A 13,683-nucleotide genomic window follows, 5' to 3' on the forward strand; every position below is an offset into this window, starting at 1 on the left:
CTTTCTGCTGCCCTTGTCCACCGCTGTTGTCCACCGGCCGGTGGACAACAGGTTCAACCGGCCGGGCCTGTTGGCCGGCACCCCGGGACTGCCACGCTGGAAGCATGAACACTTCCCTCAGCACCGGGCAGCGGCAAGCCCCTGATGCCATCACCGTGCGTGGCCTCAACAAAACGTACGGCCTGCCCAAAGGCGGGACCCTCACGGCAGTGGACCAGCTGGACCTGACCGTCCGTGCCGGCGAAACCTACGCCCTCCTGGGCCCCAACGGCGCCGGCAAGTCCACCACCATCGAGATCCTGGAAGGCCACCGGAAACCGGACAGCGGCGAGGTCATGGTTCTGGGAACCCGCCCCTGGAAGGCGGCACCGTCCTTCCGTGCCAGGATCGGCATTGTGCTCCAGGAGGCCACAGATTCCGGGGAACTCAGGGTTTCCGAGGCGCTGCGGTCGCTGGCTGCCTGTTTCCCCGCGCCCCGGCCGGTGGACGAGGTCATTGAGGCCGTAGGGCTGGGCGGCAAGGGCGGGGTCCGGATCTCGACCCTTTCGGGCGGCCAGCGGCGCCGGCTGGACGTGGCGCTGGGGATCATCGGCAACCCGGAAGTCCTGTTCCTGGACGAACCCACTACAGGCTTCGATCCCGAGGCCCGGCGGCAGTTCTGGGACCTCATCCGCCAACTGAGCAGCGGCGGCACCACCATTGTCCTCACCACGCACTACCTTGACGAGGCCGAGCAACTGGCGGACCGGATCGGCATCATCAACCAGGGGCGGTTGATCGCCGAAGGCGGCCCGCAGGACATCGGCGGCCCGGGCCTCCGCGTGCCACGTGTCCGGTGGCGGGATGCTTCCGGCCTGCGGGAAGTGGTGACCGAGCAGCCGGCTTCCCTGGTCGCGTCGCTGTCCGACGGCGGCGCACTAGAGCCGGCGGAGCTCGCCGTCGTCCGTCCCAGCCTGGAGGACATTTACCTCCAACTGATCGGCGCCGCCGGCTCCGCCGATCTCAGCGCCGAATCGTCTCAGAAACCTTCCAACGCAACACCATCCGTTTCAGGAGCCCTCCGATGAGTGCAGCAGTCCCCGCCACCGTCTCTCCCGCCACGGACCGTCCCGCCTGGCGTCCATCAGTCCTGCGCCTGGGACTTGGCCGGGTACTGTTGGAGATCAAACTATTTAACCGTGACGTGCTATCTCTGGTCCTGGTCCTCTTCTTCCCAATCCTGATGATGTCCCTGTTCGGGACTGTCTTCGGTGACGAGCCGGACTTCGGGGCCGGTCCGGACGGGCAGGGCGGCATCACCCCGGCGCATTACTACCTGCCCGGCATGCTTGCGCTGAGTACCATCCTCAGCGGGTTCCAGAACCTCAGCAGCTATGTGGCCACGGAGCGTTTTAACGGCACGGTGAAGCGGCTGGCCGGAACGCCGTTGCCCGCGGCCTCGTACTTCATCGGGAAAACAGGCCAGACGCTCTACCTGATCGTGGCGCAGACTGTTCTCCTGCTGCTCGCGGCAGCCGTGCTGTTCGACGTCCCGCTCCCCCGGGATGCCGGGCAGTGGGGCCTGGTGGCGCTGCTGATGCTCCTGGCAACGGCAGCCTGGGCCACCGTGGCCATCGCCTTCACCGCCCTGCCCAAATCGGCACAAAGCGCTTCCACCCTGGCGGTCCTGCCGGTATTGCTCCTGTCCTTCACGTCGGGCGTGTACTTCCCGTTCTCCCAGCTTCCGGACTGGCTGCAGTCCGTGACCAATTTCTTCCCGTTGCGCTGGACGGCGAGCGCCTTCAGGTCTGTTTTCCTGCCTGCCGGCTTTGAAGCCGTTGAGCCCGGCGGCACGTACAACCTGCCGCTGACATTCGTGGTGCTGGGCATCTGGGTGGTCGCGGGTGCGGTGCTGGCCCGGTTGGCGTTCAAGTGGCCGCCGCAGAAGTAGCCGGTTCCGTGCCGCACCGATCGTTGATCTTGGTGGCCCCGCGGCACACGGATAGGGTGCACCCATGAGCTATATGAGCGGACGGACCGAGCGGCTGCTGCCGGCACGGTCCGTATGGACAACCTCCATGGTCTGGTGGCACGTCGGCTTCTACGCTGCGCTCGCGAGCGTGTCCTATTTCGCCCTCTTCGGCAACGAGCGCGAGCCCGGGACATCCCTGGTCATCGGTTCTCTGGCGCTTCTGGGGGCCGCCTACCCGTTCCTCACCCGGACCAGGGATCTGAGGACACGGAGGCCCAGCATCTACGTGGCATTGCTGGTGGCCGTGGTGGTGTTCCTGTCGTTTGTGTACGACGGCGCCGGGGTCCTGCTTTTCGTGGCCTTCCCGCAGGTCTGGATGTTCACGTCCTCGCAGAGGCAGGGCGTGGTGGCCACCGCCGTGTTGTGCATCGGCGTGGCCGTGGGCCAGATCAGCCGCTGGGGACTCGCCGGCACGGAGGTCTACGGCATCACGGCCCAGCTGGTGACCTCGTTTGTGGCCAGCTGCATGATCGGCCTCTGGATCTCGAAAGTCATTGAGCAAAGCGAACAGCGTGCCGAACTGCTGGCCGAACTCGAGGCCACGCGCCACGAACTGAACAACGCCGAGCAGGCACGCGGTGCCTTGGCTGAGCGGGAGCGGATGGCCCGGGAAATCCACGACACCCTGGCCCAAGGGTTCACGTCCATCGCCATGCTTTCCGAGGCCGCGCAGGCCCAACTCAGGGCACAACCCGAGGCACCTTCCGGACTCGTGCGCAGCCTCACCGCCATTTCGCGGACGGCCCGGGAGAACCTGGCCGAAGCCCGTGCCCTGGTGGCCTCAGGCGTCCCGTCCGATGTCCAGGGCGGCGACCTCCTGGCGGCGCTGAAGCGGCTGCCGGACACCCTGCACCTGGACAGCATCCGGCTGACAATCACAATGCCCGGCAGCCTGCCCCCGCTGCCGTCCACGCAGCAGGTGGCCCTGCTCCGGACCGCCCAGGAGGCCCTGAACAATGTCCGCAGGCATTCCGGAGCCACAGCGGCGGAGGTTCTCATGGATATCCCCGCCGGTGACCCGCCGCTGCTCCGGCTGACAGTCACGGACAACGGCCAGGGTTTCGACGTCGCGGCGGACCACCAGGGGTTCGGCCTGAAATCGATGGCTGCCCGGCTGGACGAAATCGGCGGCCGGCTCCAGGTCACGTCCGCGCCCGGCGCCACCCGGCTGGTGGCGGAGGTCCCCACCGTTGCTACAGGGCCCGGCGGCACTGAGGCAATCATGCCCGGAGCCACGGCATGAGGGCCCCGGAAACTGTGACGGTGGTCCTCGCCGATGACCACCCCGTGGTGCGGAGCGGCCTCACTGCCCTGCTGGAAACCGCGGACGGCATCGACGTGGTGGCCGCCGCGGCCAACGGCGAGGAGGCGGTGGACGCCGTCAGCCGGCTGCGCCCCGCCGTCGTACTCATGGACCTCCGGATGCCCGTCCTGGACGGCGCCGGCGCCACCGCGCAGATCCGGGACCGGTTTCCTGACACCAAGGTGCTGGTGCTGACCACCTACGACGACGACTCCGACATCATGCGCGCCGTGGAGTCAGGGGCGGTGGGCTACCTCCTGAAGGACACCGCCGGGGACCGCATCATCGAGGCCGTGCGCGCCGCAGCGCGCGGTGAGACGGTTCTCGCCCCGCCGGTGGCGGCACGTCTCGTCTCGCGGATGCGTGCGCCCGAACTGCCGCGGCTGACAGCCCGGGAGGTGGAGGTCCTTCGCTGCGTGGCGCAGGGATTGAGCAATCCCGAAGTGGCCACGGCGCTCCACATTGCCGAAGCGACGGTCAAGACCCACCTGCTGCGGGTCTTCAACAAACTGGATGTGGACGACAGGACGCGTGCCGTGGTCCTTGCCATGGAACGGGGCCTTTTGTAACCGGTTTGTGTCGTAACGCACACCGCCGACTACAATCTAGGTGAGCTCAGCGTGGCGCTCTGCCTGTATACCTTCACACCAGGATTTGAGCGAGACATGAAAATTGGAATTCTTACCAGCGGTGGCGACTGCCCCGGACTGAACGCTGTCATCCGCGGAGCCGTACTCAAGGGCATCGCCATCCACGGCCACGAATTCGTGGGGTTCCTGGATGGCTGGCGGGGCGTCGTCGAAGGCGACATCATCGACATCCCCCGCACCATGGTCCGCGGCATCGCCAAGCAGGGCGGCACCATCCTGGGCACTTCCCGCACCAACCCCTTTGAAAACGGCGGCGGGCCGGAGGTCATCAAAGCCCACATGGACCGCCTCGGCATCGACGCCATCATCGCGATCGGCGGCGAAGGAACCCTCGCCGCCGCGAAGCGCCTCACGGATGCCGGCCTGAAGATCGTGGGCGTCCCCAAGACCGTGGACAACGACCTCGACGCCACGGATTACACCTTCGGTTTCGACACCGCCGTGCAGATCGCCACCGAGGCCATCGACCGGCTCCGGACCACGGGCGAGTCCCACCACCGCTGCATGATCGCCGAGGTCATGGGCCGCCACGTGGGCTGGATTGCCCTGCACGCCGGCATGGCCGCCGGCGCGCACGCCATCCTGATCCCCGAGCAGAAGGTCAGCATCGAGCAGATCACCGAGTGGGTCCAGGAAGCCCACGACCGTGGCCGCGCGCCGCTGATTGTGGTGGCCGAGGGCTTTGTGCCGGACCACATGGAATCCCCGCACTCCGAGCGCGGCCTGGACACGTTCGGCCGGCCCCGGCTGGGCGGCATCGCGGACCAGCTCGCCCCCGAGATTGAAAGCCGCACCGGCATCGAAACCCGCGCCACCATCCTGGGGCACATCCAGCGCGGCGGCGTGCCGTCCGCGTTCGACCGTGTGCTCGCCACCCGCCTGGGCATGGCCGCGATCGACTCCGTCGTGGAAGGCTACTGGGGCACCATGGTGGCGCTCAAAGGCACCGACATTGAACACGTGAGCTTCGACAAGGCCCTGGGCCAGCTCAAGACCGTTCCGCAGAAGCGCTACGACGAGGCTGCGGTCCTCTTCGGCTGAGCCGTCTCTCAGCGCGAACGGACACTTGGGGCCCTTCCGCGGTGGGGCCCCAAGTGTCCGTTCGCGCTTCTCTGTGCTGGGTAGGCTGGAGACATGACTCTTGACCCCGGTTCCGCCGCCATCATCCAGCTCGCTTGGGCCCGGCATTTGGGGCTCGACGACGGCGCTTTCGCTGCGTCGCTGAGTTCCGGCGAGCGGATGGTCAGGGCGGACGACGCCGCAGAGACTGTGGAGTTCGTCAGGCTGTTCGGCAGTTCTGCGCTGGTGGGACCGCAATGGGTCATTGACGCGGCCGCGGAAATTCCGGACGAGGAGATGGCCCAGCATGTGACGCTCCTGACCCTGACCCGGTCCCACGGAGGCCACGGCCTCGGCGCGGCAGCGTTGTTCTTCGCCGACGACCTGCCCCTACGCCAGCCCTCCGAAGAGCTCACTGTGTCCCACGGAAATCCTGAGGCGATCGAGCTCGAAGGCCTGTGCCCGCCGGATGACGTCAACGAAGTGCACCTGTCAGACCTTGAGAACCGGTACACGATCCTCCACGAGGTGGACGGGCGGCGCCTTCCGGTGGCGTGCGGCGCCTACGGTGAATGGGAAGGACTTCTCGCACAGATGGGAGTCCTCGTGGACCCCGAGTGGCGCCGCCGCGGCCTGGGCTCCGTCGCCGCATCCATTGCCGCCCACGAGGCCCTCGCGGCGGGCCTCACCGTTCAGTGGCGCGCCGAAGTCAGCAACACCGGGGCGGTGGCCCTGGCCCGGCAGCTGGGCCTGTCCGCGGGCGGCATCCAGACCAGCGTGCACCTGGGCTGACGCGCTAAGATGCCCGCCGACTGACCCTCAAATCGCCCGGTCGGCGGTCTCTACGGCGGCAGGAGCCGCCGGCTGACCGCCCCATCCAGCCACTGCCTTGGGCTTGGCGAAGAACAGTGCCACGGCTGCGCCCACCAGGATCACCCCGGCAGGCAGCAGGATGGACTGGCCCATCGCCGTCGAGAATCCCTCATGGAGAGCTTCGGGCAACTGGCCGGAGAATTCCATTCCGCCCGCCCCGGGACCTTGCGCGGGAAGCTCGGCGGCGAGGCGCGCCTGGATAAGGACGGCGACGGCCGCACTGCCCAGTACCGCGCCGATCTGGCGGGTGGTGTTGTAAACGCCGGAGCCAGCCCCTGCCTGGCGCGGCGGCAGATTGCGCGTAGCCGTGGAGCTCAGGGGCGCCCAGATGCCGGCGTTTGCGAACCCGAGGACGGCACTGGGCAGGAGGAAGAGCAGGATGGGGGTGTCCGGGTGCATCAGGGCCGAGTTCCAGAACAGCGCCACAGCCATCAGGACCAACCCGCCGGAAGCGATGTATTTCGGATTAACGCGGTCGATGATCTTACCCACCACGGGCGCCAGGCCACCGGAGATGAGTGCCATGGGAACCATCATGAGCGCCGACTCGGTGGGTGTCATGCCCCGCACCAGCTGGTAGTAGAAGATGAGCGGCAGCGCAAAGGCCGTGACGGTGAAGCCAACGGTGGTGATCCCGATGTTTGCCAGGGAGAAGTTCCGGTCCCGGAACAGGTCCAGCGGCAGGAGCGGCTCGCCCTTGTTGAAGCGCTGCCACACGATAAACGCACCGAGCACCACTATCCCGGCGATGATGAGGCCCCAGACGCTGATGGGGCCAACGATGGTCCCCCAGTTGTACGTCTCGCCTTCCTGGATGCCGAACACCAGGAGGAAGAGCCCGACGGCGCTGAGCAGCACGCCCGGGATGTCGAACTTGTGCGGGTGCGTGCTGAGCGTGGGGACAAACCGCCAGGCGAGGATAAATCCGACAATGCCGACCGGCACGTTGATGAAGAAGATCCATTCCCACCCGAGGCTGTCCACCAACAGGCCGCCCAGGATTGGACCCACCAGCGTGGCCAGGCCCGCAGTGGCGCCCCAGAGGCCCATCGCGGCGCCCCGGCGGTCCGGCGGGAAGATCCTGGTAATCACGGCCATGGTCTGGGGTGTCATGATGGCGGCACCCAGACCCTGGAAGATCCGTGCGGTGATCAGGGTCTGGACGTCACCGGCCAGCCCGCACCAGAGGGAGGCGAGCGTGAAGACCACGAGGCCGGAGAGGTAGAGCTTCTTGGGTCCGAAGCGGTCGCCGAGCCGTCCAGTGATCAGCAGCGGCACCGCGTAAGCCAGCAGGTAGGCGCTGGTCACCCAGATCACGGCGTTGATGTCTGTTCCCAGCCCCTCCATGATGCTGGGGTTGGCCACCGACACGATGGTGGTGTCGATCAGGATCATAAAGAACCCGATGACCAGTGACCAGAGGGCTGGCCAAGGCCGCTTTACATTTTCCAAGCGTCAGTTCCCCAGCAGATCGAGGATGTCCGCGCGGGCGAACATCTGCGCGGCGGCCCGGGCGGACGGGCTGCCAGCGTCGGGATCCGCACCGGCGTCCAGCAGCACGCGGGACACGTCCACGTACCCCTTGAATGCGGCACCGGCCAAGGGGGTCTGGCCGCGGTCGTTGGCCGTATTGGCTTCGCCGCCGTGCTCCAGGATCAGCTGCACCGTCTCGGCGTGCCCGTGGTAGGCGGCCAGCATCAGCAGGGAATCGCCCGCCGCGTTGGTCATCGTGGCCGGAGCCCCGGCGTCCAGATAGGTGCGCAGCAGCCCGGTGTCCCCCTCCCTTGCCGCCTCGAAGAGCCGGTGCGCCAGCGCCACGGCCTCGTCGTCAGGCGTTGAGGCGTCGGCTTTGGCGTCGTCGGGTGAACCGGCGCCGGTTGCGGTGTTCTCGGTCATCAGCGGGTCCCCCTCAGGAATCCAGTCTGGCGCCCCACTACCTGGCCGGCATCGGGGGCAACAATTACCTCCTGGGCAGCGATGTAAGGCTCCTCGCCGTCCAGCACTGTCAGCATTTCATCCGGCGCAACGGACCGCTTGATGACGGCCAGCGCCACCGGGCCCATTTCGTAGTGCTGGGCAACGGACGTCACTGTCCCGACCTTCCGCTCGCCGAGCATGACCTGGCTGCCGGGAGCCGGCATGGTGTGCTGCGAGCCGTCCAGCTGCAGGAACACCAGGCGCCGCGGCGGATGGCCCAGGTTGTGCACGCGGGCGATGGTCTCCTGCCCCTTGTAGCAGCCCTTGGACAGGTGCACGGCGGTGCGGAGCAGGTCCAGTTCGTGCGGAATGGTTTTGTCATCGGTTTCGGCGCCCAGCCTGGGGCGCCACGCAGCGATGCGGAGGGCTTCGGCCGCCATTACACCGGCAAGCGGGCGGTCGGCCAGGGTTTCCTCAAGTTCGGCGACCGGCACCAGGTACTCGATCCAGGGCCGCTCCAGCCCCGGGTGTCCCTCTTCCGGAACCACAGCGTAGGAGTAGCCGCCGGCGCCGACGTGCGGCCACGGATCCCGCCACGCCAGCAGGCCGGACCATTCCTCCACAGTCTTGGTGGACCCGAGCACGGCCCAGTCGGCGGAGGCGTCAGTGATCTCGACGCGCAGCATGAACTTCATTTTGTTCAGCCACTCAGCCAGCGGTGCAGCCTCGGCGGCCTCAACAACCAGCCAGGTGGTCCCGCCGTCGTCCACTACGCGGGCGTCAAACTCGATCCGGCCCTGGACACTCAGCAACAGCAGCTCGCTTGACTCCCCCGGCTGCAGGCCCGTGACCTGCTGGGAAGACAGGGTGTTCAGCCAGGTCAAGCGGTCCGGACCGCTGACCGTCACCACGCCGCGGTGGGAGAGGTCGACGACGGCGGCACCGGCCGCGAGGGCGCGCTGCTCACGCAGGGGCTCGCCGTAGTGGGATGCGACGCCGGCGTCCGCGCCGGTAGCCTCGACGGCGCCGGGGCGCGACAGTAGGGGGCTGGGAGTAGTCATACTTGGGGGAACGTCCTTAGGTGGGTAGGTATTCCGGTTTCGGGCAGCCGGTCAGCGGTATTCGGGGTTCTCGAAGTCGAAGCGTGTCCCGGCTTTCCATTCTTCAGGAAGATTGCCGAAGGCGGGGATCCCGCCGGCGTCCTTGAGCATCCGGGCGAAATGCAACAGGTTCCAGGTCATAAACGTGGTGTTGCGGTTGGTGAAGTCGGATTCGGGGCCGCCGGAGCCTTCGTCGAGATAGCTCGGGCCGGGGCCCACCGGGCCGATCCACCCGGCGTCGGCCTGCGGCGGGATGGTGAAGCCGACATGCTGCAGGCTGTACAGGACGTTCATGGAACAGTGCTTGATGCCGTCTTCGTTGCCGGTGATCAGGCAGCCGCCAACCTTGGGGTAGAACACCCATTGGCCCTTGCTGTTGAGCTGCCCGGAGTGGGCGTAGAGCCGTTCGATCAGCTTCTTGGTCTGCGAGGAGTTGTCGCCGAGCCAGATGGGACCGGCAACCACCACAATGTCGGCTTCTTCCACAGCCGGGTACAGTTCCGGCCACGCATCGGAGGGCCAGCCGTGCTCGGTCATGTCGGGGTAGACACCGCTGGCGATGTCGTGATCCACAGTCCTGATCACACGGGTACTGACACCCTGCTTCTCCATGATGAGGCGGCTGACGTTGATCAGGCCCTCGGTGTTGCTGGTCTCCGGCGACCGTTTAAGGGTCCCATTGAAGAACACAGCCTTCAGGTCGCTGTAATCCGTGGAGTCCTGCGGTGCTGCCATGACGCTCCCTTGATTCACTCGCCGATGAAGCCCAGGATGCCAAGTCTACTGAGAATCGGTGGCGCAGCAGGGCGTCAGGAAACCTTTTTCAGGAAGGCCGAGGCGTGCGCTTCGAGACCCTTGCCAGGCTGTGATGTTCCGCCGGTTGCAACGTCCCAGCGCCAGAGCAGGTTGCCGTCCACCAGACCGAAGATCCGGGTGGCGGCGCTGTAGTCCTTGGAATGGCTGCCGCGCATCACCATGTCGGTGGTGAGGTGGACCTGCGGGCCCTTGATCTGCCCGTAGTACAGCTCAGAGATCCCGCCGGGATGTGAGATGGACACCGAGATGTCGAACCCGCCGTCTCTATTGCGCTGCGCTTCGACTTCGTCTGCGCTCTTGAGTGCGGGAACAATATCGGCCGGAATCAGGCCTGGTCCGCCGTCGGCATCAAGCTGTTTGCGCTCCAGCGCCCAAAAACCGGTCTCAACTGTCAGCGGCCGCAGGCGCGTGCCGTCGTCGTCAGTTAGCCAGCTCTCCGCGCGGTACTGAAGATACGGCAGGCCGTTGTGCGTGAAAGACACATGCTGGAAGAAGTGTTCCGAGTCCTCGTCCCCGCTGCCGAGCCGGCCGCTGCCTTCCCACTCACCAATGAGCCAGGAAAGCGGAACAAGTTCCGGTGTCAGGTCTGTAGGAATTTCTATAGGCACGACAATTACCTCAGGAAAATGCTAGCTCGTTGAAAGGGGGTTTACTTCTGGCCTTTGAAGAGGCGGTAAACCACAAAGCCGGCGAACCAGGCCATGGACAGGCTGGCGATGCCGAGCAGGACAAGGAAGAAGATTTCAAATGCAAGTACGGACATGATGCCATCCTAACCGGTTAGTAGATGAGTAGTTTATCTATGAAGTAAGCCAGGGAGCCCACGGCCGAAACCGGTGCAAGCCCCATGCTAACCGCAGCCAAAAGATTCAGTGGCCCGCCGCGGAGTGTTACGAGGCGGCGGAAGCTGACCAGTACAGCGCCCACTACAACGCCGAAGATCGCCGCCGGCAGAACAGCAATGTCGGAGAAGACCAGGCCAGCGAGCGGCCCGGCAAGTCCTGCCATCACGATGCCGAGGGGGGCAACTATGCTGTCCGGCCAGCGGATCAGGCCGGCCAACAGTGCCACGGCGGCGCTGATGGCTGCCACGAGGAGCATCTCCCGCACGCCGTTAAAGCGCGCGCCGGCGATCCAGCCCGCACCCAAGCAAGAGAGGAGCACCCCCGCACAGCAGCCCAGGGTGGATTCAAGCCGTTGGGCCTGGCCGGTGCCTCGGATGAGCTGGACCACAAACACGGCCATCATGCCCAGCGCCACGAAAGCAGGCGTCCAATTCAGGAAACCCGGGGCGGGGACAAAGCCTGCAGCGAGCGCCGCTCCGACGCCGGGCAGTGCGATGACGGCAGCCAGGGTCTTCTTTGCGGGGATGCGGAGGAAGTGGGGCCAGCCGATGCCGACGGCCACAGCTATCACCGCGGCGACGCCGATAAGTGCCTCTCGTGAGGCGTAGACTCCGGCGATGATCGCCACAAGACCCGCCACTCCGACAACACCGATGACCCAGGAGCCCAGTGATTTTACCGGGGCCCGCACCTCGGCGGTCATCGGGGACCCGGCCGGCCGGGTCGCGGCGGCTTCGACTCTGCACTCAATTCGTGGCATCCAATTCTGGCTGTGGACCCGGCGGCTCTGCCTACCGCGTCAGGGCGTTCTGCCCCACGGCTCAATCCTGCCTTATATGACCCGGATATGTCGCAAAGCGAAGGTTTGCACGGGCGAAATCCATGCCGTGGGGCAGGCCGGTGGGTATACTCAAAGTTCAGCTACGCTTCCTGCTGCGGATGCCCGCCGGATAGATTCCTCGTCGGCCAAGTCAGCTGCAGTGAGATAGTACCGGCCGGTGAAAACCCGGTTCAGTCGCCCGAAGATGCGCGGACGCCCCTTGGAGGAACAATGTCGCACATCCTGTTATTGACGAACAGCACCGGTTCTTCGGTAGACATTCTGCCTGCCCTGGAATTGCTGAACCACCGCGTGCACATCCTCGCCGCGGAACCCACAGCACTTCTGGAGACGGATCCCTGTGACATTGTGCTTCTCGACGCCCGCAAGGACCTGGTAGGCGCCCGTTCCCTCACGCAGTTGCTGAAAGCCACCGGACTGAGCGCACCCCTGGTCCTGATCCTGACCGAGGGCGGCATGGCTGCTGTTTCCTCAGCCTGGGCCGTGGATGACATCGTGCTCGATTCAGCCGGTCCCGCCGAAGTGGAAGCCCGCATCAGGCTCTCCGTGGCGCGGGCCGTTCCGGACAAAGATGACGCCCCCACGGAGATCCGCGCGGCAGGCGTGGTCATCGATGAAGCGAGCTACACGGCCCGCGTCAACGGAGCGCCCCTGAACCTGACGTTCAAGGAATTCGAACTCCTCAAATACCTGGCCCAGCACCCCGGCCGTGTCTTCACCCGCCAGCAGCTGCTCACCGAGGTGTGGGGCTATGACTACTACGGCGGCACGCGCACCGTGGATGTCCACGTCCGGCGGCTGCGTGCCAAACTCGGCGCCGACCACGAAAACCTGATCAGCACGGTCCGGAACGTCGGCTACCGCCTGACTCTGGTGCGGCAGCAGGAAGACGAACTGACGGAAGCCTGACACTGTTCAAACCTGACATCCGTTAAGACAGGAGTAGCCCCGGACCACTGGTCCGGGGCTACTCCTGTCTTAGTGAAAATTTATTGGTGGAGGACATACGGGTCGAACGTATCGAGGCCACCCCACTGGTGGATCCCCCTCGTTCCCGCCGTGACCGGCGGGTGAGATAACGACTATACGTGCCTGCCCGTGGGCCATCAAATCGGAGCGCCTTCCGGCCGGGGCGTATAGCCTAGCCTCATGAGTCCTGCGCACCCGGAAAAATGGCCCGTCCTTGTTGTCCACGGCGGCGTGGAGGCACAACTACTGAAGGACTGCGTGGCGCTCCTGGCCGCTGCCGAGGAATCTGACGGCAACCCCTCGCTGTCCGAACAGACTGTGGTGACGCTCCGTGCAGGGGACTCTGCAGAGCATTCCCTCCTGACCCTGGCGCTCTACGCGCCGGACGAAGATTCCGACCCCTCCTCCGGCCAGGACCTGGCCGGGATTGCGGTTGTTGTGGAGGAAGCGGACGGCAGCGGCGTGCTGGAAATTGCCGTGCATCCGAGCTATCGCAACCAGGGCGTGGCGGACCGCCTTGTGGGCGCGCTTAGGGCCGGGCGTGGCCTGGACGGCCTGAAGGCCTGGTCCCACGGCAACCACGAGGCGGCAGCGGACCTCGCCGCCCGCTACGGCTACGGTCCGGTGCGTGAGCTTTGGAAGATGAGGCTGACTACCGTCACTGCGGAACTGCCCGACGCCGGCCTCCCGGAGGGCGTCACGCTCCGCGCCTTTGTGCCGGGCCAGGACGAGGACGCCTGGCTGGCTGCGAACCGCGCCGCCTTTGCCCACCACCCAGAGCAGGGTTCCATGTCCCGCGCGGACCTGGATGCCCGGATGGCCGAGGACTGGTTTGACCCCGCCGGCTTCCTGCTGGCGGTGGACGCCGAGGACCGGTTGTTGGGATTCCACTGGACCAAGGTGCATCCGCGCCACGGCGCCCACCCGGCGATCGGCGAGGTCTACGCTGTGGGCGTCACGCCGGCCGCGCAGGGCATGGGCCTGGGCAAAGCGCTCACGGTGGCCGGCATAAGGCACCTGCAGGGCCTGGGGCTTCACGCCGTCATGCTTTACACGGATGCTGACAACACCGCGGCCGTTTCCCTCTACCGAGGCCTCGGCTTCACACGCTGGGACATGGACGTGATGTACGGCCCGCTGACTTCCGCTTGAGGGAGCCCGGGTGAGTTAGCCCACTCGTGTGACTAAGGGCTTCGGATGGGCCGAAATCTAGGGCTCACGGACGCTGATTGATTGTAAGGTTGGTAGAGAACCGCGCCGGCCGAGGGCCAGCATCAAGCGCCAGGTATGAGGAGAGAC

The 13,683-nt window shown here is 66.0% G+C and carries 14 protein-coding genes; 8 read left to right on the top strand and 6 right to left on the bottom strand.

Annotation, left to right across the window (positions count from 1 at the left end; genetic code table 11):
- Positions 1-104: 104 nt before the first annotated feature.
- The 6 genes from ACZY0Q_RS06970 (at position 105) to ACZY0Q_RS06995 (ending at position 5,815) form a co-directional block, all read left to right on the top strand.
- The gene (locus ACZY0Q_RS06970) at positions 105-1,067 is read left to right on the top strand and encodes an ABC transporter ATP-binding protein (RefSeq protein WP_463915403.1); all 963 of its coding nucleotides are present in this window, start codon (positions 105-107) and stop codon (positions 1,065-1,067) included.
- A complete protein-coding gene (locus ACZY0Q_RS06975) occupies positions 1,064-1,930 on the top strand; it encodes an ABC transporter permease (RefSeq protein ID WP_463915404.1) in 867 nt (288 codons plus the stop codon). The genes ACZY0Q_RS06970 and ACZY0Q_RS06975 overlap by 4 nt, the downstream gene beginning before the upstream one ends.
- Positions 1,931-1,994: 64 nt before the next feature.
- On the top strand, positions 1,995-3,254 hold the full coding sequence (locus ACZY0Q_RS06980; RefSeq protein ID WP_463915405.1) for a sensor histidine kinase: 1,260 nt from the start codon (positions 1,995-1,997) through the stop codon (positions 3,252-3,254).
- Positions 3,251-3,883, top strand: coding sequence for a response regulator (locus ACZY0Q_RS06985; RefSeq protein ID WP_463915407.1), 633 nt, complete (start codon positions 3,251-3,253; stop codon positions 3,881-3,883). The genes ACZY0Q_RS06980 and ACZY0Q_RS06985 overlap by 4 nt, the downstream gene beginning before the upstream one ends.
- Positions 3,884-3,979: 96 nt before the next feature.
- Positions 3,980-5,005, top strand: coding sequence for an ATP-dependent 6-phosphofructokinase (locus tag ACZY0Q_RS06990; protein ID WP_463915408.1), 1,026 nt, complete (start codon positions 3,980-3,982; stop codon positions 5,003-5,005).
- Between the two features lie 93 nt (positions 5,006-5,098).
- Positions 5,099-5,815, top strand: a complete 717-nt coding sequence (locus tag ACZY0Q_RS06995) for a GNAT family N-acetyltransferase (protein ID WP_463915409.1) — start codon at positions 5,099-5,101, stop codon at positions 5,813-5,815.
- A 27-nt stretch (positions 5,816-5,842) separates the two neighbouring features.
- Here the strand turns inward: ACZY0Q_RS06995 and ACZY0Q_RS07000 are convergent, their stop codons facing one another.
- The 6 genes from ACZY0Q_RS07000 to ACZY0Q_RS07025 form a co-directional block, all read right to left on the bottom strand.
- Complete coding sequence (locus tag ACZY0Q_RS07000) at positions 5,843-7,348, bottom strand: DHA2 family efflux MFS transporter permease subunit (protein ID WP_463915411.1); 1,506 nt, start codon at positions 7,346-7,348, stop codon at positions 5,843-5,845.
- A gap of 3 nt (positions 7,349-7,351) precedes the next feature.
- Positions 7,352-7,792: an ankyrin repeat domain-containing protein gene (locus tag ACZY0Q_RS07005; protein ID WP_463915413.1), complete on the bottom strand. Its 441-nt coding sequence runs from the start codon at positions 7,790-7,792 to the stop codon at positions 7,352-7,354.
- Positions 7,792-8,874 carry a CAF17-like 4Fe-4S cluster assembly/insertion protein YgfZ gene (gene ygfZ / locus ACZY0Q_RS07010; protein ID WP_463915415.1) on the bottom strand — a complete coding sequence of 361 codons (1,083 nt, stop codon included), beginning with the start codon at positions 8,872-8,874 and terminating at the stop codon, positions 7,792-7,794. Before ygfZ ends, ACZY0Q_RS07005 begins: the two co-directional genes overlap by 1 nt.
- 51 nt (positions 8,875-8,925) lie before the next feature.
- Positions 8,926-9,648 (bottom strand): flavodoxin family protein, encoded by a 723-nt coding sequence (locus tag ACZY0Q_RS07015; RefSeq protein WP_463915416.1) that lies wholly within the window; start codon positions 9,646-9,648, stop codon positions 8,926-8,928.
- A gap of 74 nt (positions 9,649-9,722) precedes the next feature.
- A complete protein-coding gene (locus ACZY0Q_RS07020; RefSeq protein ID WP_463915417.1) occupies positions 9,723-10,337 on the bottom strand; it encodes a nitrobindin family protein in 615 nt (204 codons plus the stop codon).
- Between the two features lie 172 nt (positions 10,338-10,509).
- Positions 10,510-11,277 carry a permease gene (locus ACZY0Q_RS07025; RefSeq protein WP_463916276.1) on the bottom strand — a complete coding sequence of 256 codons (768 nt, stop codon included), beginning with the start codon at positions 11,275-11,277 and terminating at the stop codon, positions 10,510-10,512.
- 348 nt (positions 11,278-11,625) lie between these two features.
- Between ACZY0Q_RS07025 and ACZY0Q_RS07030 the strand changes: the two genes are divergently transcribed.
- Together ACZY0Q_RS07030 and mshD are read left to right on the top strand one after the other, a co-directional pair.
- Positions 11,626-12,324, top strand: coding sequence for a winged helix-turn-helix transcriptional regulator (locus ACZY0Q_RS07030; protein ID WP_056344481.1), 699 nt, complete (start codon positions 11,626-11,628; stop codon positions 12,322-12,324).
- A gap of 240 nt (positions 12,325-12,564) precedes the next feature.
- A complete protein-coding gene (mshD, locus tag ACZY0Q_RS07035; RefSeq protein ID WP_463915418.1) occupies positions 12,565-13,536 on the top strand; it encodes a mycothiol synthase in 972 nt (323 codons plus the stop codon).
- The last annotated feature ends 147 nt before the right edge of the window (positions 13,537-13,683 follow it).

The sequence above is a fragment of the Pseudarthrobacter lactosi genome (genome assembly GCF_055412785.1).

Coding starts and splice junctions, on each gene's coding strand:
- ACZY0Q_RS06970 (WP_463915403.1), top strand. CDS start 105: ATGAACACTTCCCTCAGCACCGGGCAGCGGCAAGCCCCTGATGCCATC.
- ACZY0Q_RS06975 (WP_463915404.1), top strand. CDS start 1,064: ATGAGTGCAGCAGTCCCCGCCACCGTCTCTCCCGCCACGGACCGTCCC.
- ACZY0Q_RS06980 (WP_463915405.1), top strand. CDS start 1,995: ATGAGCTATATGAGCGGACGGACCGAGCGGCTGCTGCCGGCACGGTCC.
- ACZY0Q_RS06985 (WP_463915407.1), top strand. CDS start 3,251: ATGAGGGCCCCGGAAACTGTGACGGTGGTCCTCGCCGATGACCACCCC.
- ACZY0Q_RS06990 (WP_463915408.1), top strand. CDS start 3,980: ATGAAAATTGGAATTCTTACCAGCGGTGGCGACTGCCCCGGACTGAAC.
- ACZY0Q_RS06995 (WP_463915409.1), top strand. CDS start 5,099: ATGACTCTTGACCCCGGTTCCGCCGCCATCATCCAGCTCGCTTGGGCC.
- ACZY0Q_RS07005 (WP_463915413.1), bottom strand. CDS start 7,792: ATGACCGAGAACACCGCAACCGGCGCCGGTTCACCCGACGACGCCAAA.
- ygfZ (WP_463915415.1), bottom strand. CDS start 8,874: ATGACTACTCCCAGCCCCCTACTGTCGCGCCCCGGCGCCGTCGAGGCT.
- ACZY0Q_RS07015 (WP_463915416.1), bottom strand. CDS start 9,648: ATGGCAGCACCGCAGGACTCCACGGATTACAGCGACCTGAAGGCTGTG.
- ACZY0Q_RS07025 (WP_463916276.1), bottom strand. CDS start 11,277: ATGACCGCCGAGGTGCGGGCCCCGGTAAAATCACTGGGCTCCTGGGTC.
- ACZY0Q_RS07030 (WP_056344481.1), top strand. CDS start 11,626: ATGTCGCACATCCTGTTATTGACGAACAGCACCGGTTCTTCGGTAGAC.
- mshD (WP_463915418.1), top strand. CDS start 12,565: ATGAGTCCTGCGCACCCGGAAAAATGGCCCGTCCTTGTTGTCCACGGC.